Raw genomic sequence first — 19,048 nt, 5'->3', positions numbered from 1 at the left:
TCCGACGCGCGAGCCGCGAAGGAGGAACGGGAACGTCTCGCCGTCGTATTTGAGCGCGTCCCGAACGCGACGGCGGTTCGCTTCGTTCAGGTCCTCGACGCGGACCTCGTCGCCCGGCTCGGCCGCGTCGGCCGCCACGTCCTCGTTGCGGGCCACGCGGAGGTCGATCCCCCACTCGTCCGCCCACCGCTCCACGAACGCCACGACGTCCGGGAAGTGCTGAAAGTGGTCGAGAAACACCGCCGGCGGTCGGTCGTACCCGTGTCGGTCGGCGACCGCCCGGACGAGATAGAGCGTCAGCGTGGAGTCCCTGTCGCCGGTCCAGACGACCGCCGGGTCGTCGTACGCTTCGAGCGTCCGGCGAGCCACCTCGAACGCCTTGTCCGCCTTGTCGCCGAGCGTCGGATAGTCGGCGGGACGTTCGGTCTCGCCGTCGCCGTAGTCGACGTCCGCGCGCTCCGGGGTCCGTGTCACACCGTTCGGGTTCACAGGGCCGACGCATATTATGAGGCGGCCCCTAAATCGGGCATTCTCAGGGCCGCGTGTCATCGTCGCCCGAGCTCGACGGGTCGGCCGACCCGGCTGCGTCCGCGGCTACCGCGGTGACGTCTCCCCGCTCACCGTCCGAAGGCGGGGTTTTCGGGAGCGTGAAGTGGAACTCGGAGCCGGTCCCCGCCTCCGACTCGACGCCGATGGACCCCCCGTGGCTCTCGACGATCTTCTTGCACGTCGCCAGTCCGATTCCGGTCCCCGCCTCGTCGTGGCCGCTGGAGAAGAGCTCGAAGATCCCCTCCGTCTCCGCCTCGGTCATCCCCTCGTTTTCGTCCGCCACCGCGAACCGAACCATCTCTCCGGCGGGTTCCGCGGTGACGTGGATCCGCGGCCGATCGTCGGCGTGCGTTATCGCGTTATCCACGAGGTTCTGGAACAGCTGGACGACGAGCGTCCGGTCCGCCGCGACCGTCGGAAGCGACCCGGCGGTGAGCTCCGCGTCGGACTCGTCGATCGCCAACCAGAGGTTCCTCGTCACTTCCTCGAACACGGCCTCGGTGTCGACCGTCTCGAAGGACATATCGCTGCCGACGCGGGAGTATTCGAGCAGGTCGTCGATCATCGACGACATCCTGACCGCGCCGTCGACCGCGAACTCGACGTACTCCGTCCCGTCGTCGCCGAGTTCGTCCGCGTAGCGGTTTTCCAACAGCCTGAGGAAGCTCTGTACCGTCCGGAGCGGCTCCTTGAGGTCGTGGGAGGCGACGTACGCGAAGCGCTCCAGCTCGTCGTTCGACTGCTTGAGCTCGTCGACGACGGACTCGATCGCCGCTTGCATCTCGACCCGCTCGGTGATGTCGCGTCCGATCCCACAGACGTACAGCGGGTTTCCGGCGTCGTCCTCGACGAGCGAGGCGGAGAACTGATACGGAACCTCCTCGCCCTCGTTCGTGACCAGCTGGAGTTCGATCGAGTGTTCGCCGTCCGACCGAACCACCTCGATGGCCTCGACGACGCGTTCGCGATCGTCGCGGTCGAACAGCTGGAACGCGCTCAACTCGCCGAGTTCGACGTCGCTGTAGCCGGTGACCTCGGAGACGGCCTCGTTCCAGTTCACGAGCGTGCCGTCGAAGTCGACGACGAAAACCAGGTCGCTGAGCCGGTCGAGGTACCTCCCGTCGAACGCGAAGTCGGGTTCGTGGGGCTCTTCGAACAGCAGGAACCGGTCCTCGTCGATCGGACGGACCGTGACCGAGCGCGACGAGGGGCCCTCCGAGACCACCGTGCGCCGTTCGGTTCCGGTCCGAACCGCGTGCGCCAGGAGCTCCGGCAGGTCGGCGGCGAAACCGTCCGGCGGAGCGTCCCGCAACGAACGGCCGACGACGTCCGCGTCCGGTCCGTCGCCATCCGCGTCCGGTCCGTCGATACTGTCGGCCATGGGGTCGTTCACCCAGAGGTACGTCCCGTTCCGATCGACGCACGCGATCCTGTCCGCGGACCCCCGGAGGGACCCGTGGTCACCGCCGCTGGGCGCGGTCGATCGCTCCCCGGAAACCGGCCCGGCCGCCGTTCCGTCGGCGGGGTCACCGACGGCCGCGAGCGGTCCGTTCGACTCGGGGTCGTCCGGATCGAACGCCCCGTCGACCAGCGCGGTCAGATCGCCGGCGAGCGAGTCGTTCACCGCTCGGTGAGCGAGCGTCGTCAGCGACGGATCGGCGTCCGCCAGCCGGAGCAGCACCCGAACGTCGCGCGCCTCCGTGCCGGAACCGAGCAGTAACCGATCGAACCGGCCGTCGACGAGTCGGTCGACCGCGTCGCTCACGCTCGTCGTCGCGAAGACGTTGGGACGGTCCGCCGGCTCCCGGTCGTCGATACTCCTTCGCAGCGCTTCGGCGTCCGTACCGACGTACAACACCGTTTCGTTCATCTGTCGTCGTGTCTTGGCAGTGGTGACAGATCGGACGGCCCGACGATCCCGTCCGCGCGGACGGGACGCACACCATGTGTGGAGACACCGCCGTTAGATAAGGATAAGCCTTCCGCGGTGCGCGCTCGTGTCCCGAAGCCGAACTGACTGGCGGCCGTCGCTTCGATCGCGGAACTGGCCCCGCGCGATCGTCGGCCGGCGCGGCGGCCCGGCGAGCGGCGCGGGGGCGCCGAGCTGCGCGGCGGCGGAACTGCGGGCCCGGTCGTCGCGGATCGGGACGAATTACCTGACTGATAAACAAGGGCCACCGGCGCGATTTGGAGCCATGCGCCAACCACTGACGGAGAGCGAGCCGAGGGATTCGAGCGTCGATCGAACGCGGAGGTCGGTCCGTTGATGCGCTACGCCGACGTCGTGACGTTACAGACGGGCGGGTTCCTCGAGATCGCGCTGGTCTTCTTCGTTCTCGCCGTCCTGGCCGCGGTGGTCGGACTGCGAGGCGTGGCGGGGGTCTCGATGCGCATCGCGAAGATCCTCGTGCTGGTGTTCCTCGTTCTCTTCGTCGTTTCGCTGCTCCTCTGATCCCCCTCGCGGCCGCTCGAACCCCTTCTTCACTCGAGTGGTCGAGGTACCGGTTCCCACGAGACCACACGGCTGTCGTGCAGTGACGGTCGTCGCCGCGAGCGGACGACCGGCCCGACTCGGTCGCGTCCGACTCGCGCGTGCCCTTGACTCGCCGCTCAGGCCGGTCCGCGCTGTCGCCGGTGAGCCGCGCGTTCGCCGACTGGCGGGTGGAACCCCGCGGCTTCGGTCGCGAGCTCCCGACTCCCGGAGCGGAGCCCGTGACTCCGGCGTTTACCACACCGATAATAATACTGGTGCCGGGCGTAGCGTTCGATGCCGAAGTGGACGACACTTCCGGCACGGCCGATCGGAGTTGAGTACCCTGCCGCTCCGAAAGGGGGGAAGAGTCACAGGATCCGCGCACATCCGCCGCTACCGACACCCTCCTGCTTTTTGCTCGAAAGTCCCGTCGACTCCGCGCGTCCGATACCCTATCGTCTCGCGCCTTCGACCGCGGTCCCCGCCGGCGACCCGAAAGGAGCGTCGCGACGGCGGCGCGGGGAGGCGGACGGCCGGGCGGCGTGTCGACGGCTACACGGGCGCGTACTCCTTCCACGAGCACCGGCGGAAGGCGACGTCGTAGCCCGTGGTGTCCCGGACCGCGTCGAGACCGTTCCGCAGCGCCGCCCACTCGTCGTCGGTGAGGTCGAGCCGCTGCTGGGTCCCCATCTCCCCGGTGTTCGCCGGGTCGTCGTCGTGGCAGAGAACGAGGTGAGCGATCTCGTGGAGGGCGAGCCGCGCCTGTTCGCGGGGCGACTCGCGGTGGCCGACGACGGCCCTGTTCCCGGCATTCATCCCGTTGACCCACCCGTTGTTCCACCGATCGCGCAAACCGTCGGAGAGGTGGCAGTAGACGCGCCCCACGTGCGGCGGTTCGCGCCGCCCCGGAACGACGACGAGCTGGAAGGCGACGTTTTTCAGATCGGCCTCGACCTCGCGGGCGTAGAAGCTCTCCCCGGCCCAGAGAATGCTGTGCACGTCGTTCCCGTACGCCTCGAGGAAACGCCCTTCGTCGATCCGGTCCGGGTGGTCGAGCCACTGCATGTGGATGCCGTTGTCGCGGAACAGCGTCTCCAGGCGCCGCTTGACGGACTCGTCCACCGTCGCGTTCCCGACGTATCTCGCGTCGACGAGGAGGTCCGCCCGGCCGACCTCCAGCCCCTCGAACGAGTCGGCGCCGAAGCGGTCGGCGAGCCGGTCGTGAAACGCCTCCGACCGCTTCAGCTCGTCCGGGATCCCGTCGCCGCCGCCGTTCTCGGACGCCCGGCCGCGTCGGTACGTTCCGACGCCGCCGGCGACCGCGCTCCCGACGCCGCCGATCAGGGCCGCGCCGACGCCCCCGAGAGAGCGGAGCACCGACCGCCGCGACCGACTCTCCGTCTCGCCTTCGGGCTGGGTCTCGCCTTCGGGTTGGTCCGCCATCGTGTTCTCGCATCGACAGACGCCTCCCGACTACAAAAGCAATCACTAACAGGACAGTAACTGGGGCGGTTACCGCCGATTAAGCGGGCGGACGCACGGTGAGAGAGCCGTCGGGAGCAGGGAGAGAGCCGGCGGGTTCGACGGCGGGGAGAGAGCGACAGAGGGGAGAGGGAGCGACGGCCGTCGAACCAACGGGAACCGGCGACGCTCACTCGTCGCTTCGGCCTTGCTCCGGTCCCCCGCCGATCTCTTGGAGGTCCCGATTCTCGTTCAGGTCGAACACCATGGTCATCCCACTGTCCGCCCGAGTGGGTGATCGACCGGTCGTTCGACGGGCTCGAGACCACGTACGAGCCGCGATACTTCTCCGAGGCGACGTACGTGGCCGACTCCGGGCAGCGCTGGCGCGAGAGCCACCCCTTCGACGCGCGGCTGGCGGAGCGGGTACAGCTCCTCACCCACCCCGGACTGTGGGGCGAGGCGGACCTGCCGTACACCGAGCGAGTGACGTCCAGCATCGCCGAGAACGTCGGTTACGCCGAGCGGTTGCTCACCGACCAGCACCTCCGCGAGGAGTTCGATCCGCCGGTCGAGTTCCCCGAGTCGGTGGCCGATCGGTGAGCCCGCCCGTTCGCCGACGGTCCCCGCCGACGCGACGCGCCTGAGATATCCCGTGTTTTATGTTGACGCTTAGTACTGTTTCGTCGCGGATAGCCCCTCGATAGTTAATGGCTCCCGAGCCGATCGTCGGGACGTGATGGTCCACCGACCGAGTCCGACGACGGAGTACGCGGCGACCGATACCGTCGCCGAGATCCTGGAGCACGACGACGAGCCGGACGAGTGCATCATCTTCCGTTCCCGCTCCGAGGCGGACGGGGACGAGGGAACGGCGTGGGTCTCCGCTCGGGGCGACTGGTTCGTCTCGCTCGACGAGGTGCGGTGACCCGGCGCAGACCGCGGCGCGACCGCTCGGTGCGAGCGCGACCGCCCGCCGGCCGAGTTCGGCGAGGTCGCCCACCGATTCGCGGGTTCGCGGTGTCCGAATCGGCGACCGTTCCGTCGGGTGTCCGTTCCGGCGGTCGTCCGATTCGTCGATGCCGGTTTGCTCGCTACTCCCGGCGGTTCGAGAGCTCGACGTCGCCCTCGTCGGATTGCAGGTCCACGACGTTTTCGCGACCGATCCGGACTCGGCTGACGACCCCCTCTTCCTCCAGGTCCGACAGCACGCGGCTCACCTTCGCCTTCGACCACTCCGTCGACTCGATGATCTCGGTCTGTCGCATTCGCCCCTCGTTCCGGTCGAGCAGCCGGCAGACGACCTCCTCGTTCGTCAGGATCGACTCGTCGATCGGCGGCCGCTCCTCCCCGGCCTCCCCGTCGGCAGCGGGCTGATCCGCCCCGGCGCCGTCGGCGTCCGGCGCATCGGATCCCCCGCTCGCGCTCGCCTCCTCGCCCCCGTATCTGCGGACCGTCAGCACGCCCGCCCAAGCGATCGCGATCAGGGCGAGGAGCGCCGCGGCCACGTACCGGTGGAGGAGGTACGGCTCGGTCGGATCGAGTCCCAACCGAACGAGCGTCGCGTCGTTGACGCCGTCGCCCGTCGTGTCCCGCACCAGCGGGTTCGTTCCGTACGTTTTCACCTCCTCCCAGTCGGTCAATCCGTCACCATCCGTGTCGGGTGTCGTGATGTCCGTCCCGTGCTCGAACTCCTCCGCGTTCGTGAGCCCGTCTCCGGTGAGATCGCCCTCCTTCTCGATCACTCTCACCTGAAAGGTCGTTTGGTCGACGACTTGGTCGTCGCTGAGGCCCGGGTCGGACAGCTCCAGGAGGACGGTGTGGTTCCCGGTCGCGTTGTCCGGCCAAGAATCGGTGGAGAGGAGGACGTTCCGGGTGGAGTCGGCGGAGAGCTCGACAGCCTCGCAGTCGAACGAGACCGATGAGTTCTCGCTCTCGCTGAACCCCCGTCCACAGAGGTCGAACGACCCGCTGTCGTTGTGAGACGCGACGGTGACGTTCAAGCGGAGCTCCTCCTCCTGCCAGACGAACGGGGGGCCGGGGTGGTCGTCGATCGTCTCGTACTGCGACTCGTTGTAACCGGGGCCCTCGAGCGTCACGTTCTGGATCGCTGCGCCGCCCGAGTCGACCTGGGCGGTCCCCGAAGTCACGTCCTGGGCAGTCCCCGAGGTCGCGCCTCCCGCCAGCGACGCCTGCCCGATGCCGGCCGCCGCGCCGGAACACACGACCGCGACGAGAAGGAGGGAAACGACGGCGGATCGCCCGAACTCGCCGGCCCCGCTCATGGTCTCAGACCCCGCGGCCCACGGCGGACGATCGACGTCGTTGCCCGCGCGCTCGACCGAGGAACGGTGCACGTGGCCGCGGCGCGTTCGAAAGCGGCCTGAGTGCGGGACAGAGCGGGGGTGCTGCGTGTTCGGGGATAATGCGTGTTCACGTGTGGTCAGTGGGATCAGTTCGAGTGGGCTCTACGACGAACGTTTTCGTCTGTTCGAGGTAGGTCGTTGGGCCTAAATTAATGTTTCCCCCGGCGATACCGCCGCGCGCTGTCGCGGGACGACTCGACCGACGACGGAACCGACCGCCGTCGAACGCGACGCGAAGCATCCCTGTCGTCGGGCGTCGATCCGGGGAGGCGTCGGTACGGCGTGAGTTCGCCGCCCCCGCGAGCGAGCGATTCTCCTCGGCCCCCACCGCGTCGACCGGGGGTCCACCCGCCGTCCGCGGATAGTCACTGAACGCGCCCCGAGAGACGCGGGACGCCGGGAGCACCGGAGGAGGGGAAGAGACGAGAACGGAGACGTCGCCTCCGAGGGAATCGCGGGCCTCGTTCGTTTCAGAAAGTCCCATCTGGGCGGGTGTCGTCGCCCGTCCGTATTATTATGACACTCCTCAGGCGGCCGTGGGCGACTCGGGAGGCGGCCCGGCGGTCGGTTACGTCTGACGTAACGGCCCGAGTTTCCGCGGACGGGACATCGGGGGCCCGAACGCGTCGGACCCCGATCTGGCGCTCGTCGCTCCGGGACGTGGCCGCGACGCGAGAGCGACGGATGCGGCCGTCCGGGTCGGGACGACAGCCGGCGAATTAACGAACTCATAACTTACTCTCGGGACCGTCGAGATGGGGTGATGCCACAGCAGAACGAGTTCACGGAGTACGCGCTCCTCGCGGACATCCGGACGGCGGACGTGCAGAACCCCCAGGAGCTCGCCGCGATCTGGGGACCGATACGGAAAGAGTGTACGGAGGTCGGTGCCGAGGTCACGGACTCGTACGCGGTCCTCGGCGAACACGACTTCCTCGTCTTGCTGGACGCACCGACCCGGGACGTCTGTTTCAAGGCCTCGCTGATCATGGAGCGCCACGGCCTCGACGTCCAGTCGATGGAGGTGGTCCCGACCGAGGCGTTCGGCGAGCTCGTCGAGGACCTCTGAGTCGGGGCGGCGACCGGCCCCCGGACTACCGCATCGGATACCGCCGTTCGGCCCTCCCCGTGTCAGATCGCTCCCGAAACAAAGAGTCGTCGCTCGGCGGGTGTCGGTCGCCGTTCGGTTCTCGGCGGGTATCGATCGCCGTTCAGTTCTCGGCGGGCGACGGCACGAGTGCGGAGCGGTACGTGTACGCCGTCGCGGCTACGAACATCGCGAGCACGCCCGTCGCGACGGCGATCCCCGAGAGGAAGGTCGTCAGCACGCCGACCCAGCCGGCGGCCACCGCGAGCGCGGCGCCGCCCGCGGCCCCGAGGACCGTCTTGCGCCGCTCGCTCTCCTCCGCGGACGCGGACTCCCCCTCCGGTGGACTCTCTCCGGGCGGTCCCGAGTTCAAGTACCGCTGGACCCGATCGAGCCGGGGTCGGGGCTCGACGTAGCCGCGCGGTTTGTTGTAGTCGATGAGCCCCAAGCTGTCCAGCTTCGGCAGGTGGGACTGATACAGCGCGATGTACACGCGCTGGCGCTGGTCCGAGTGCAGCTTCTGTACCGTCGTGTCGTTCTCCAACGCGGCGATCTGTACGGCCATGTCGCGCATCTCGACGACGTCATCGTCGACGTCGTCCAGGTAGCGGAGGACGTTTCGCCGTCGCTCGTTCTGTAAGACGTGGAACACGTCGTCCAGTTCGAGCGATTCAGAGTCGGAGTCAGCCTCCTCGATACCCGGAAGCGACTCGGCGGACACGCCGCCGGCCCCTGGTTCCGATCCCGTCGGTTCGTCCCCTTCGGATTTGGATGCTGCTTGCATCTGTGGCTCACCCTCGAGTGGACGCAATTATCCACAGATAGATAAATGGGAGATACAATTTCGGGTGGTTACACCACATTTCTCACCCTTTCACCGAGTTTCAGTCAACTCGGTATGGTTGCGTCTCTGATTCGTCTCGCGAACACATACGCGAATTCGTCTCGCGAACACATACGCGAAGATACGTTGGTGACGCCGGACGAGGCCGCTCCGTCTCGTGGTTTCACCGTGAACAGTTAGAGGAGACGCCATTACAGTAGTATCGGTGTAATTCCACAGCGGATCGCTCGGTTTGGATCGACCTAAGAGCACGAGCGTCGGCTCGCGTCCCGGACCGGTGAGAGACCGGTCATAGACTCTCGGACGGTGATCGAACTCGCGTCGCGTGCGGGCTCCACGCGCGCCGGGACCCGTGCGAACCGACGCTCGCCCCGTCGAGGCGCGCGTCGCGAAGGGAACCGAGACCGCCGGCCCTCGGCGTCGGACACGTTGTCGCCGTTGAGAACGGCGAATCGACCGGACACGCGATCGGCCGCGGCCCGCACGGCGTCCGCCGTGCCGAGGAGCTCGTCCTGTTCGACGTGCGTCACCGGAACCCCGTCGTACCGCGACCCGAAGTGCTCCCGAACGGACTCCCCTTCGTAGCCGACCACGAAGACGAGCCGCTCCGCGCCGGCGTCGACGGCCGCGTCCGCGACGCGTCCCGCCATCGGCTCCGACCCCACGGGTGGCATCGGCTTCGGAACGTTCTCCGTGAGGGGACGCATCCGAGTGCCGCGACCGGCCGCTAGGACGATGACTTGCATTCGGTGCCGCGGTAGTCGCGTCGCGCTCATACTTGTCCGGGATCGAATGGGTCCGGCCGCGGTCGACGAGGCGACCCCGGAGACGCGATCGCCGTCCTCGACCCGTGATCTTCGTCGACCCGTGATCTCACCGCTCCGTCGGTTCGAATTCCGATGACGTGTCATCGGAAGGGGAGTGGACGGCCGGGCTCTCCGCGTACTGGAACCAGTGTTTCACGAGCACGGCCGTGAGATCGAGGAACCCCTCCCACCCCTGTGGTTTACTGATGAACGCCTGGGCGTTCAGATCGTAACACAGGCGTGCGGCGGCGGGATCCGACGTATCCGAGACGACGACGACGGGGATCCTGCCGAGGTCGTCGGAGGCCATACGCCATCTGAGGACGTCGTGCCCGCTCTTCAGCGGGAGGTTGAGGTCGAGAAGCACGAGATCGGGAGGGTCGGCCCCGTCCTCGACGCTCGCCAGCCGTTCGATCGCGGCGATTCCCGTGTCCGCGAACTCGACGGTGACTTCCGGTGCGATCTCCTCGAACGCGAGTTCGAGGAGCCGGATCGTCGGCGAATGGTGCTCTGCGATCAGCACCGTCCCGGAGTGAGTGGTGTCCTTGTCCATGTTGACCAGCAGCCACCCTCGTGACTCGGCTCGGTGATAGACGTGGTATGGTTATAATTATGGGAATGATTTCGAGTGGATTACAGCCAGTTTCGTCGGATTCGTTCCGAGATCGGTGTCGATCGATACCGAATCGCGGGCGTAACCGCGACCTCAACCGCGGCGGTTACCTGCAAGGTGGCAAAGATTAACAAGACCTGGACCGAAGTTCCGAGTATGGATCCCAACTATCGCGGGCCTCCTTCGCCGTCAGGGGGCGGATACGTCCACCGGTTCCCGCCGGACTGGCGTGCCGACGAGGAGGAACTCACGCGGTTCACGCACGCGATCGCCATCGTCAAGGACCGACGACCGGAGCAGTTCGACGCGGGGATGCAGCGCATCGTCGATCCCGACGCGCTCGATCGGCTGTTCACGTCGGAGGCCGGCGACGAAGACGCCCAGCTGTCTCTCGTCGTCTCCGACCTCACGCTCAAAATGCGGTCCGACGGCGCTATCTTCGTGATCGAATAGCGGTTACAGACCGGCTCGAACCTCAGGAGATCGACGGCGACGGCGGTCGAGTCCGCGCGGACGTCGGATCGCGGCGGCCGTGCACCGACTCACCGAACGTCGGATATCGGGACGTAAGAACCGTAGGAGGCGGAGATCCAGCGACCCTCTATCTCGGAAGACGCGTCGTACATCACCAGTTCGTTCGGCTCGAAGGAAACTCGCGGAGCGACGTCTTCCGGACAGTACGTGTGGCGGATGCTGAAGACGGGCCAGTTCATGTTCGTCTCATCGGACGGGGGAGACCGACCGCCAACGGCGTCCTCGCCGGTCATCGACCGTGCTCCGCGGCGTGACGCACTCGATCGACGTGCTCGATCGCCTCAAGGACGAGCGCCCGCTGTTCCGACGGCATGCGAGGGTGTCGCTGTTCGACCGCGACCAGCAGTTCCCTCGCGGCGACGAGGCGGGTGTCCGCCGAGCAGTCAGACATCGGTGACCTCGTCTGCCGCGAGAACGGGCCCGAAGTGCGGCGCCATCGCGTCGACGGTCCGAACGGAGGATCGGCGGCTCCCGTCGTCGCGCGCCCGGTCCCGCTTACGGACCTGGCTCGCCGTCCGGCGTGCCCGGTCGCCGGTGGACCGAGCCGAGAAGCCCTCTGACGGCTCTGTGGAGACCGAGCGCTCGGCGGGGGGCTGTACCTGCGGACGTCCGGACGGGATCCGGCTGTTGCGCATCTGTACGAGAACCCGAGGCGACCACCTACATATATCTCTGACAACGCGCGTGTGACTCGTTCGGTTACCTCGCGGTAAGACGGGCGAAACCGCGCCCGTTCGGCCGGCCGTCGACGTACGGCAACGGCTAATTCGGGCGGCGAGCCCGCAACGCGTCGGCGGAAAGCGCTGGTGCCCCGTGACTCTCTGGTCGGTCTCGGAGTATCGACCGTTTCAACCGTCGTATCACGCAGTTACACCGGGTTTCACGGCGCCATTGCGGATTAACAGTTCGGTTATTTCCTTATCTGACTCGTAGCAATGTGGACGGAGCACGGACGGTTCGATGGGGTACAACCCATGGTACGCAAAGAGCTCGACCGCCGGAAGTTCGTTAGCATCGTCGGTGCGGCCGGAATAATCGGCCTCGCCGGCTGTTCAGACGAGCCGGAAGGACCTTCGAACGGGACAGGAAGCGGCTCCGATGGCGGTACCGGAACCGACGGAACCGACGGCGGTACCGACGGAACAGATGGTGGCACCGACGGAACCGACGGCGGTACCGACGGGACTGACGGTGGCACCGATGACGGAACTGATGGCGGTACCGACGGGACTGACGGCGGTACCGAGGACGGAACTGACGGCGGTACCGACGGAACTGACGGCGAAACGGGTAACGAAACGGACGGTGAAGCGGGTAACGAAACGGACGGCGAAATGGGCAACGAAACCGACAGCGAAACGGGCAACGAAACCGACAGCGAGGCGGGCAACGAAACCGACGGCGAGACGAGCGGGTAACCGACGCGACGGCGTGGACCGGCCTAGAACCATCGGTATTTTTCGAAGAATGGAGCTCGCTGCTCGTAGACGGAGGTGAATCCAACGCCCCCGTCACGTCTCCGTCGATAGCGGGGCGGATGTTCCACGCCACCGCAGGTCGGAGAGCGGCTTCCTCGACGGATAGGCGGATCGCGGCGAGTCTCCCGAGACGCCTCGGGCTCGTTCACGCGACCCCGGACGGGTCGGTGGTCCGCCGCAGCGAAACGAGGAACACCGTTCCGTCGGGGTCGTTGTCCTCGATGGATATCTCGCCGCCGAACTGCGTGACGAGTCGGTGGGCGAGCGTCAGCCCCACGCCGAGCCCGGTGCTTTCGGCCCCTTTCGTGTTTTCGGCGAAGACGGCCTCGCGATGGTGTTTCGGGATCCCCGTCCCGTTGTCGGCGACCCTGATCGTGACGGTGTCGCCGTCGGCCACCGCGTCGACGTGAACGGTCGGCGTCTCCTTGTCGTTGTACAGCACCCCGTTGTTGATCAGGTTCGCGACGACCGACGAGAGCAGCCTGTTCGCCTTGACGGACGTCTCGGGGACGGACCCGAGCGTCACCTCCGCGCCCCCGTACAGGCGGGTCGCTTTCTCGACTTCGTCGCTGAGGATCTCCTCGAGGTCCACGTCGCCGAGCGAGTCCCGATCGTCGGCCATCGCGTCCAGGGCCTCACCGATCATGTCCGTCAGCTCGAGGACGTGGGTGCCCGACTGTCTGATCTCCTCGAGGATCGACTGTCCGCGCGGGTCGACGTGGTCGGTCAGCTCCGAAGCCCGACCGACGATGAGGCTGACGTCGTTTCGAACGTCGTGACGGGTGAGACGGTTCAGGATCGCGAGCTGGTTCGTGCGTCTCCTGAGCGTCCGTTCCGTCTTCTTCCGTTCGATGGCGTACTGGACGGTCAGAAGCACCATCTCGGGCGTCAGCTCCCCCTTCACCAGATAATCCTGCGCCCCCCTCGCGACCGCTTCCCCGCCGAGCCGCTGTTCGGGCATCCCCGTCAGAACCACGATCGGAACGTTCGGGTCGACGTCGACGACGGCGTCGACCGTTTCGGCGCCTTCGCTGTCGGGAAGCTGGAGGTCGAGGAGGACGACGTCGTACGTCCCCTCGCGGAGGCGTGTCGTTCCCCCGTCGACGGTCTCCTCGTGGGTAAACTCGACGCTCTCGAAGCCGCTCCTGTCGAGGATGCGTTCGAAAAGCCCCGTCCGCTTCGCCGTTTTGTACTGCTCCCGGAGGATTCGCGCGTCCGCGGGATTGTCCTCGATCAGCAGCACGGACATAACCGTTTCGTCAGTCATACGTTGTTGTGAGACGGTAAAACCGCGTCATGAGTCGCCGTTCGGCTCCAGGGCCGTGACGAGCCGGTCCGGGTCGTCGAGCCCCTCGGTCGGATCGTCGATCTCCGACTCGAGCGTCGCCAGTCGGGCGAGCAGATGTTCGTATCGGTCGTCGCGCGCCAGCTCCCCCGCCGCGAACTCGCTTTCGAGCAGCGCGCGCTTCGCGTTCAACACCAGATACTCCTGCGTCCGGTCGTCGTAGGAGTCCCTCGTCAACACGTCCGTGACCAGCTGCGTGAGCTGTTCTTTCGTCCCCGGTTTCGTGAGGTACGCGTCGAAGGGCATGTCGAGGATGTCCAAGTCGGGGGTGATCGCGGTGAGCATGATCACCCGCGTGTCGAACCCCCAGTCGCGTATCTGTTCGAGGACCTCCTCTCCGGGCATCCCCGGCATCCGTCGGTCGAGCAGCACGACGTCGACGTCTTCGGACAGCTTCGAGAGGGCGCTCTCTCCGTGATACGCCCGCACGACCTCGTACTCCTCCTCGAGCCAGCCGGCGTACATGTTCACGAGACGCGGATCGTCGTCGACGATGAGGACGATCGGATCGGGGTCGAGGTACCGTTCCCCCCAAGCGGCCAGCGAGGAGAGGATCGACTGCAGATCCCGTCCGTCGTCGGTCAGGGCGTACTCGACCCGCTTCGGGGATTCGCTCACGACGGTCCTGTCGAGGAGCCCGTTGTTGACCAACTCCTCGAGGCTCTCGGTGAGGACCTTCGACGAGATCCCGTCGAGGCGCTCTTGGAGTTCACTGAACCGTAGCGGCCCGTCGGCGAACAGCCGCTGGACGATGACCGGGTGCCACTTCTTGGAGATGACGTTCATCGCCACCGTGAGCCGCTCGACGTCCCGGTCGGTTCCGTCTCCCGTCACGTCGGGTAATTCCCCCGTAACCGGTCTTATTATGCGGGTGGTAAGCGGCCGAGCATCCGCCCGCTCCCGAATCGATCTCCGACCTCGCGGCTCGGAGCCGGATTACCGGAGCCATAGTTTTTCCGCGGGAGGTCGAACCGCGACCGATGTGGCCGTGGGAACACGTCGCGTTCGGCTATCTGCTCTACTCGGTGTACGCACACGTCAGGCGCGGGGAGCCACCGGACGCGCTCTCGACGGTCGCAATGGCGATCGCGGCCGTCGCTCCGGACCTGATCGACAAGCCGCTCGCGTGGGAGTTCGACGTGTTCGCCACGGGATACGCGCTCGGACATTCGGTCTTCCTCGCGGTTCCGCTGCTCGCCGGCGTCGTCGCGGTCGCGCGGCGCACGGACCGCCTCGCCGCGGCCGACGGCTTCGCGGTCGGGTAAGCGTCTCACCTGCTCGGCGATCTGCTACCGGAGAGCGTTCGGAGCGGCGAACTCGTCGTCGATCCCCTCCTCTGACCGTTCGGATCCGCCGCGCCGGGGTTACCATCGCCGTAATAACGTGTCTGTGGATCGTGAACCGGACATGAAACGACGGGCAGTCCTCGCCGCGGGCGCGACGGTAGCGGGCTCCGTGATGGCCGGCGCGACGCTCGGCGCGACGGCCGGCGGCGATCCCGGGCCGCGCCAGCCGTCGCCGGCGGCGGAGACGACGGTCGAGACGGGAGCGCTGCGCCCGGGGACGAGACGGGAGACCCCCTACTTCGAGGTCGGCTCCGGCGACGGCGGGCCGACGGCGGTCGTCGTCGGCGGGGTCCACGGAAACGAGGTGAGCGGCTACCGAGCCGCGGAACGGATCGCGGAGTGGCAGGTGACGGACGGGTCCGTCGTCGTCGTGCCGTGGGCGAATGTCGTCGCCGTTCGCCGGAACGAGCGCGAAGGTCCGGACGGCGACCTCAACCGACAGTTCTCGATCGGCGGGGAGCCCGAGACGCCGCTCGCGCGGAGCCTCTGGGAACTCGTCGCCGCCGTGGACCCGGACGTCGTCGTCGACCTCCACCGGTCGCGGGGCATCTACGGGACGCACGGTCGGTGGGTCGGGCAGGCGCTGTTTCCGACCGCGGCCGGCGACGCGACGAGCGACGCGGACGCCGTCGCCGACCGCGTGAACGAGGCGGCGGTCCCGGCGTCGATGTGGGCTCACCGGTTCCGGCGCGGTAACACGCTGAGGGGGACGTCTCCCATGTTGATTCACAAGGTGAGCGCGGACCTCGACACCGCCGGCGTGCTCGTCGAGCTCACGGAGTTCTACCTCGACGTCGACACGCAGGTCCGGTGGACGGAGCTGATCGCCGAGCGGTTGCTGTCCCGGCACGGTATCGAACGACGGGGGTCGGCGTTATGACGACTGCAGGCGACGACGTGACGAGCGAGAGCGACGGAGGGCCGGGAGCGGACCGTGACGACGCGATCGCGGACCGCGGCGGCACGACGGCTGACCGCGACGCGTGGTGGGTCGCCGTCGCGGGACCCGGCGTGGTGTGCCTCTTTTCACTGCTCACGGTGCCGCCGGTCCTCGGGACGCTCGACGCGCGGTTGCACTCACCGCTCGCCGTGCCGGGATACGCGCTGTTCGTCGCGCTCACGGTCGTCGGGGAGCGCGTCGTCCCCCAGTTCGTGTTCCGGCTCTACTGGCCTCCGTTCCTGCTCTGCAGTTACGGGGTCGCCGTCGCGGGGGCCGGCGTCGGTCGCGCCTGCCTGCGCGGCTCGGACCGGCTCCACGACGCCGCCCGCGAGTGAGACCGCGGTGCGCGACGGGGTTAGCCCCCGTACCCCTCGGCGTCGATCGGACCGCTGAACACGCCGTAGAGGTACTTGAAATACCACAGCACCAGCAGCAGGACGGGGAACCCGAGGACAGTCACGAGATTCAGCGCCAGCGGCGAGACGACCGCCTCTCTGACGGTCAGCCCGGTCGGCGGGTAGATCGTCGGGTACAGCAAGAGCCCGAGCAGCACGCTCAACAGCGCGGGGAGCGCCAGCGCGCTCGCCAGCCAGGCGCGGTACTCGCCGCGCCTGGCGAGGACGCTCCCGCCCAGCCCCGCGGCGATCGAGAGGGCGACGATCGCCGCCGCGGGCGGCGAGAGGATCGTCTCGGCGGCGCCGGCCGCGTCGGTCGCGACGGCGGACGCCAGCAGCGCGACCGTCCCGACGAGGTACGCCAGCGTCGCGGCGACGCCGTACCGGCGCAGGTCCGACGCCAGGTCCGGTTCGCTTTTCGCCGCGAGGAACGCCGCTCCCGTGGCGACCGAGACCGCGGTCAGGCAGACGCCGGTGAGGAGCGCCGGAAGCGACAGCGTCGCCGCGTCGAACACCCAGCGACCCGCGAGCACCCCGAACAGAAGCGGTGCGAGAACGCTGCCGCCGACGAAGGAGTAGTCGCAGTACCGCTTCCACCGCTCGTCGTCGCGCTGTTCGCGGAGCTCCGGCCCGACCCCGCGGAACAGCAGCGCGAACACGAACCCGAATACGAGCAGGTAGTGATCCGCAAACAGACTGGAGTACACCCGGGGGAACGCCGCCAGCAGCATCGTCCCGAAGGCGATCAGCCACACCTCGTTGGCGTCCCAGACCGGACCGAACGCCGACAGGAACGTCTCTCGCTCGTGTTCGGTCGTCCGGGTCGCGTACAGCATCCCGATTCCGAAGTCGAACCCGTCGAGGACGACGTACGTCCCCAGCGCGAACACGACGGCGCCGAACCAGATCTCCGGCAGCGAGGAGACGAGATAGGCGTCGACCGGCAGCAACGACTCAGTCATCGCCGCTCACCTCGGGGAGCGGGCCGCGCCAACTGTCGTCGGCCGACTCGTCCGCGCCGAGCGTCCGGAGCTCGTCTCGGACCAGCCATTTCAGGACGTACAGCGCCGTTACCACCAGCCCGACGTAGACACCGACGAACCCGATCAGCGACAGGGTCGCCTCCGCCCCGGTCAGCGTCGGGGAGACCGCCTCACTGGTTTTGAGCTCGCCCTGAATGACCCACGGCTGGCGACCGATCTCGGTGACGTACCACCCCGTGAGCAGGGCGGCGTATCCGAGCGGCGACGCCGCGACCATCGTTTTCAGATAGCGGTCGCTGTCGGAGAGCCGCCCGTCGTACGTGAGATAGCCGCCCCACAGCGCCAGCGCGATGAACAGGAAGCCGAGCCCGACCATCACGCGGAACGACCAGAACACGAGGGCGACGGGCGGGTTCTCCTCGTACTCGTTCAACCCGATCACCTCGGCGTCGAAGTCGCCCCCGCTGGCGAGGAACGACCCGACTCGAGGGAGGCTCACCGTAACGAGGTTCTCGGCGCGGGGATCGTTGAGCGCGTCGACGTCTCTCGGGAACGCGAGCAGATGTAAGTCGGCTTCGTCCGTCTCGTAGTGGGCTTCCATGGCCGCGAACTTCTGCGGCTGGGTGTCTTGGACGTGGCGGGCGTAGGCGTCGCCGTGGACGGCCTGCATCGGCGCGGTAACGAGCAGGATCACCACGGCGAGCTTCAGCGCGGTGTTCCACGCCTCCGTCTCGCGGGACTTCCAGACGATGTACGCCGAGACGCCCGCGACCAGCAGCGCGACCGCGATCACCGACGCGTTGATCATGTGGACGTACATCCACGGCATTCGCGGACTGAGGAACGCGGCGCTCGGGTCGGTGAGCCGGGCGACTTCCATCCCGTTGCGGGAGACCATCTCGTATCCCCTCGGCGTCTGCATCCACGCGTTGACGATCAGGATCCAGAACCCCGACAGCCACGCGCCGACGCCGACGAGCACCGACGAGAGGACGTAGGTTCGATCCCGGACGCGCTCGCGCCCGTACAGCAGCACGCCGAGGAAGACGGCCTCGAGGAAGAAGGCCATCTTCGCCTCGAAGGCCAGCGGACCGCCGATGAGCTCGCCCGCCACCGCCGAGAACCGCGGGAAGTTCGTCCCGAACTGAAAGCTCATCGGGATCCCGGTGACCGTCCCCATGACGAAGCCGACGGCGAACACCGTCACCCAGAACGAGCGCAGTCGCGCGAACCGCTCGTCGTCCGTTCGCACGTCCTTCCAGGTGAAATAGATGATAAACGGCGCGAGACCGATCGAGAGAGACGCGAAGAGGATGTGAACGGAGATCGTCCAACCGAACTGTGCACGGCTCGCGAGCTCCGGGGAGAGGAGCGCCACCCACCCCGGATCGACGCCGCTGAATAGCGTGCTCGGCGACATTGCGCCTCTTTTGGCTCGGAGCACTAAAGAAGATTAACCCGACTCCCCGTTTCGAGGACCGCACTGCAACAACTTATCAGTGTCAAGCCGTAGCTCTGAATGGACAGCGTCCGGGTTACGGTCGACCGACGAGGCGGCGGACGTCCGCGAATTCGGGCTCGGAATCGACCGCCTCGCCGGCGACCGCGACTGAGTCACGAGAGCTCTCGCGGAGCGAGAGGGTCGCGCGGGACTCCGCGGAGCGGGGGAAGGCCGTGTGAGCGAGCTATCGAAGCTATCCGTCCGCGCGCGACAACTGTAATTTTCGTATACATTCGCTTTTTAGTATGAATTTGGTGTTGAACGCGGTCGTCCGACGACTCGTAGTCGGGCCCGAAGAGGCGACCGACAGCCTGCAGACGGAAGCGA

Annotated in this window: 20 protein-coding genes and 2 pseudogenes; 9 read left to right on the top strand and 13 right to left on the bottom strand. The window is 67.3% G+C overall.

What is annotated here, in order from left to right:
* Window positions 1-18 precede the first annotated feature (18 nt).
* Both B4V04_RS10230 and B4V04_RS10225 read right to left on the bottom strand, forming a co-directional pair.
* Window positions 19-549, bottom strand: a pseudogene (locus tag B4V04_RS10230) (phosphoadenosine phosphosulfate reductase domain-containing protein); the annotation flags it as partial.
* The gene (locus B4V04_RS10225; RefSeq protein WP_498231345.1) at window positions 533-2,419 is read right to left on the bottom strand and encodes a sensor histidine kinase; all 1,887 of its coding nucleotides are present in this window, start codon (window positions 2,417-2,419) and stop codon (window positions 533-535) included. The gene B4V04_RS10225 and the pseudogene B4V04_RS10230, both read right to left, overlap by 17 nt.
* A gap of 396 nt (window positions 2,420-2,815) precedes the next feature.
* On the opposite strand from B4V04_RS10225, the gene B4V04_RS10220 reads away from it, so the two are divergent.
* Window positions 2,816-3,001, top strand: a complete 186-nt coding sequence (locus B4V04_RS10220; protein WP_498231343.1) for a DUF1328 family protein — start codon at window positions 2,816-2,818, stop codon at window positions 2,999-3,001.
* A 573-nt stretch (window positions 3,002-3,574) separates the two neighbouring features.
* Here B4V04_RS10220 and B4V04_RS10215 read toward each other — a convergent pair.
* The gene (locus B4V04_RS10215; protein WP_498231341.1) at window positions 3,575-4,465 is read right to left on the bottom strand and encodes a hypothetical protein; all 891 of its coding nucleotides are present in this window, start codon (window positions 4,463-4,465) and stop codon (window positions 3,575-3,577) included.
* A 312-nt stretch (window positions 4,466-4,777) separates the two neighbouring features.
* Here B4V04_RS10215 and B4V04_RS10210 point away from each other — a divergent pair, with 312 nt between their 5' ends.
* Window positions 4,778-5,086: a hypothetical protein gene (locus B4V04_RS10210; RefSeq protein WP_498231340.1), complete on the top strand. Its 309-nt coding sequence runs from the start codon at window positions 4,778-4,780 to the stop codon at window positions 5,084-5,086.
* A 136-nt stretch (window positions 5,087-5,222) separates the two neighbouring features.
* Window positions 5,223-5,411, top strand: coding sequence for a DUF7511 domain-containing protein (locus B4V04_RS10205; protein ID WP_498231338.1), 189 nt, complete (start codon window positions 5,223-5,225; stop codon window positions 5,409-5,411).
* Window positions 5,412-5,577: 166 nt separating this feature from the next.
* Here B4V04_RS10205 and B4V04_RS10200 read toward each other — a convergent pair whose 3' ends face one another.
* Window positions 5,578-6,768 (bottom strand): helix-turn-helix transcriptional regulator, encoded by a 1,191-nt coding sequence (locus B4V04_RS10200; protein ID WP_498231336.1) that lies wholly within the window; start codon window positions 6,766-6,768, stop codon window positions 5,578-5,580.
* A gap of 844 nt (window positions 6,769-7,612) precedes the next feature.
* On the opposite strand from B4V04_RS10200, the gene B4V04_RS10195 reads away from it, so the two are divergent.
* On the top strand, window positions 7,613-7,918 hold the full coding sequence (locus B4V04_RS10195; RefSeq protein ID WP_498231334.1) for a GYD domain-containing protein: 306 nt from the start codon (window positions 7,613-7,615) through the stop codon (window positions 7,916-7,918).
* Between the two features lie 142 nt (window positions 7,919-8,060).
* Here the strand turns inward: B4V04_RS10195 and B4V04_RS10190 are convergent, their stop codons facing one another.
* The 3 genes and pseudogenes from B4V04_RS10190 to B4V04_RS10180 all read right to left on the bottom strand — a co-directional run bounded on the left by B4V04_RS10190 (window position 8,061) and on the right by B4V04_RS10180 (window position 10,139).
* Complete coding sequence (locus B4V04_RS10190) at window positions 8,061-8,720, bottom strand: DUF7344 domain-containing protein (RefSeq protein WP_498231333.1); 660 nt, start codon at window positions 8,718-8,720, stop codon at window positions 8,061-8,063.
* Between the two features lie 476 nt (window positions 8,721-9,196).
* Window positions 9,197-9,526 (bottom strand): annotated as a pseudogene (locus tag B4V04_RS10185) (sugar phosphate nucleotidyltransferase); the annotation flags it as partial.
* A gap of 127 nt (window positions 9,527-9,653) precedes the next feature.
* The gene (locus B4V04_RS10180; RefSeq protein WP_498231331.1) at window positions 9,654-10,139 is read right to left on the bottom strand and encodes a response regulator; all 486 of its coding nucleotides are present in this window, start codon (window positions 10,137-10,139) and stop codon (window positions 9,654-9,656) included.
* Between the two features lie 216 nt (window positions 10,140-10,355).
* Between B4V04_RS10180 and B4V04_RS10175 the strand changes: the two genes are divergently transcribed.
* Entirely contained in the window at window positions 10,356-10,652 is a 297-nt protein-coding gene (locus B4V04_RS10175; protein ID WP_498231330.1) for a HalOD1 output domain-containing protein, read from the top strand.
* A gap of 89 nt (window positions 10,653-10,741) precedes the next feature.
* Here B4V04_RS10175 and B4V04_RS10170 read toward each other — a convergent pair whose 3' ends face one another.
* Window positions 10,742-10,966 (bottom strand): hypothetical protein, encoded by a 225-nt coding sequence (locus B4V04_RS10170; protein WP_498231329.1) that lies wholly within the window; start codon window positions 10,964-10,966, stop codon window positions 10,742-10,744.
* On the bottom strand, window positions 10,963-11,124 hold the full coding sequence (locus B4V04_RS10165) for a hypothetical protein (RefSeq protein ID WP_498231327.1): 162 nt from the start codon (window positions 11,122-11,124) through the stop codon (window positions 10,963-10,965). The genes B4V04_RS10170 and B4V04_RS10165 overlap by 4 nt, the downstream gene beginning before the upstream one ends.
* Window positions 11,125-11,707: 583 nt before the next feature.
* Between B4V04_RS10165 and B4V04_RS10160 the strand changes: the two genes are divergently transcribed.
* Window positions 11,708-12,151 carry a hypothetical protein gene (locus B4V04_RS10160; RefSeq protein ID WP_498231325.1) on the top strand — a complete coding sequence of 148 codons (444 nt, stop codon included), beginning with the start codon at window positions 11,708-11,710 and terminating at the stop codon, window positions 12,149-12,151.
* Window positions 12,152-12,356: 205 nt separating this feature from the next.
* Here B4V04_RS10160 and B4V04_RS10155 read toward each other — a convergent pair whose 3' ends face one another.
* On the bottom strand, window positions 12,357-13,478 hold the full coding sequence (locus tag B4V04_RS10155; protein ID WP_498231323.1) for a sensor histidine kinase: 1,122 nt from the start codon (window positions 13,476-13,478) through the stop codon (window positions 12,357-12,359).
* 27 nt (window positions 13,479-13,505) lie between these two features.
* Window positions 13,506-14,390, bottom strand: coding sequence for a winged helix-turn-helix transcriptional regulator (locus B4V04_RS10150; RefSeq protein WP_498231321.1), 885 nt, complete (start codon window positions 14,388-14,390; stop codon window positions 13,506-13,508).
* 146 nt (window positions 14,391-14,536) lie between these two features.
* Between B4V04_RS10150 and B4V04_RS10145 the strand changes: the two genes are divergently transcribed.
* The 3 genes from B4V04_RS10145 to B4V04_RS10135 all read left to right on the top strand — a co-directional run bounded on the left by B4V04_RS10145 (window position 14,537) and on the right by B4V04_RS10135 (window position 16,177).
* A complete protein-coding gene (locus B4V04_RS10145; RefSeq protein ID WP_498231319.1) occupies window positions 14,537-14,821 on the top strand; it encodes a hypothetical protein in 285 nt (94 codons plus the stop codon).
* A gap of 142 nt (window positions 14,822-14,963) precedes the next feature.
* A complete protein-coding gene (locus B4V04_RS10140; RefSeq protein WP_498231318.1) occupies window positions 14,964-15,782 on the top strand; it encodes a M99 family carboxypeptidase catalytic domain-containing protein in 819 nt (272 codons plus the stop codon).
* Complete coding sequence (locus B4V04_RS10135) at window positions 15,779-16,177, top strand: hypothetical protein (protein ID WP_498231317.1); 399 nt, start codon at window positions 15,779-15,781, stop codon at window positions 16,175-16,177. The genes B4V04_RS10140 and B4V04_RS10135 overlap by 4 nt, the downstream gene beginning before the upstream one ends.
* 20 nt (window positions 16,178-16,197) lie before the next feature.
* Here the strand turns inward: B4V04_RS10135 and B4V04_RS10130 are convergent, their stop codons facing one another.
* Window positions 16,198-17,199, bottom strand: a complete 1,002-nt coding sequence (locus tag B4V04_RS10130) for a cytochrome d ubiquinol oxidase subunit II (RefSeq protein WP_498231315.1) — start codon at window positions 17,197-17,199, stop codon at window positions 16,198-16,200.
* Window positions 17,192-18,640 carry a cytochrome ubiquinol oxidase subunit I gene (locus B4V04_RS10125; RefSeq protein WP_498231313.1) on the bottom strand — a complete coding sequence of 483 codons (1,449 nt, stop codon included), beginning with the start codon at window positions 18,638-18,640 and terminating at the stop codon, window positions 17,192-17,194. Before B4V04_RS10125 ends, B4V04_RS10130 begins: the two co-directional genes overlap by 8 nt.
* Between the last annotated feature and the right edge of the window lie 408 nt (window positions 18,641-19,048).

Source organism: Halorubrum sp. B52 (assembly GCF_059752555.1).
The sequence above is the reverse complement of the archived record's forward strand: the minus strand, read 5'-3'. Positions and strand labels throughout refer to the sequence as shown.

Bases quoted from the DNA above. Each gene is read 5' to 3' on its own strand.
- B4V04_RS10225 (WP_498231345.1), bottom strand. From the start codon at position 2,419: ATGAACGAAACGGTGTTGTACGTCGGTACGGACGCCGAAGCGCTGCGA.
- B4V04_RS10220 (WP_498231343.1), top strand. From the start codon at position 2,816: ATGCGCTACGCCGACGTCGTGACGTTACAGACGGGCGGGTTCCTCGAG.
- B4V04_RS10215 (WP_498231341.1), bottom strand. From the start codon at position 4,465: ATGGCGGACCAACCCGAAGGCGAGACCCAGCCCGAAGGCGAGACGGAG.
- B4V04_RS10205 (WP_498231338.1), top strand. From the start codon at position 5,223: ATGGTCCACCGACCGAGTCCGACGACGGAGTACGCGGCGACCGATACC.
- B4V04_RS10200 (WP_498231336.1), bottom strand. From the start codon at position 6,768: ATGAGCGGGGCCGGCGAGTTCGGGCGATCCGCCGTCGTTTCCCTCCTT.
- B4V04_RS10195 (WP_498231334.1), top strand. From the start codon at position 7,613: ATGCCACAGCAGAACGAGTTCACGGAGTACGCGCTCCTCGCGGACATC.
- B4V04_RS10190 (WP_498231333.1), bottom strand. From the start codon at position 8,720: ATGCAAGCAGCATCCAAATCCGAAGGGGACGAACCGACGGGATCGGAA.
- B4V04_RS10180 (WP_498231331.1), bottom strand. From the start codon at position 10,139: ATGGACAAGGACACCACTCACTCCGGGACGGTGCTGATCGCAGAGCAC.
- B4V04_RS10175 (WP_498231330.1), top strand. From the start codon at position 10,356: ATGGATCCCAACTATCGCGGGCCTCCTTCGCCGTCAGGGGGCGGATAC.
- B4V04_RS10170 (WP_498231329.1), bottom strand. From the start codon at position 10,966: ATGACCGGCGAGGACGCCGTTGGCGGTCGGTCTCCCCCGTCCGATGAG.
- B4V04_RS10165 (WP_498231327.1), bottom strand. From the start codon at position 11,124: ATGTCTGACTGCTCGGCGGACACCCGCCTCGTCGCCGCGAGGGAACTG.
- B4V04_RS10160 (WP_498231325.1), top strand. From the start codon at position 11,708: ATGGTACGCAAAGAGCTCGACCGCCGGAAGTTCGTTAGCATCGTCGGT.
- B4V04_RS10155 (WP_498231323.1), bottom strand. From the start codon at position 13,478: ATGACTGACGAAACGGTTATGTCCGTGCTGCTGATCGAGGACAATCCC.
- B4V04_RS10145 (WP_498231319.1), top strand. From the start codon at position 14,537: ATGTGGCCGTGGGAACACGTCGCGTTCGGCTATCTGCTCTACTCGGTG.
- B4V04_RS10140 (WP_498231318.1), top strand. From the start codon at position 14,964: ATGAAACGACGGGCAGTCCTCGCCGCGGGCGCGACGGTAGCGGGCTCC.
- B4V04_RS10135 (WP_498231317.1), top strand. From the start codon at position 15,779: ATGACGACTGCAGGCGACGACGTGACGAGCGAGAGCGACGGAGGGCCG.
- B4V04_RS10130 (WP_498231315.1), bottom strand. From the start codon at position 17,199: ATGACTGAGTCGTTGCTGCCGGTCGACGCCTATCTCGTCTCCTCGCTG.
- B4V04_RS10125 (WP_498231313.1), bottom strand. From the start codon at position 18,640: ATGTCGCCGAGCACGCTATTCAGCGGCGTCGATCCGGGGTGGGTGGCG.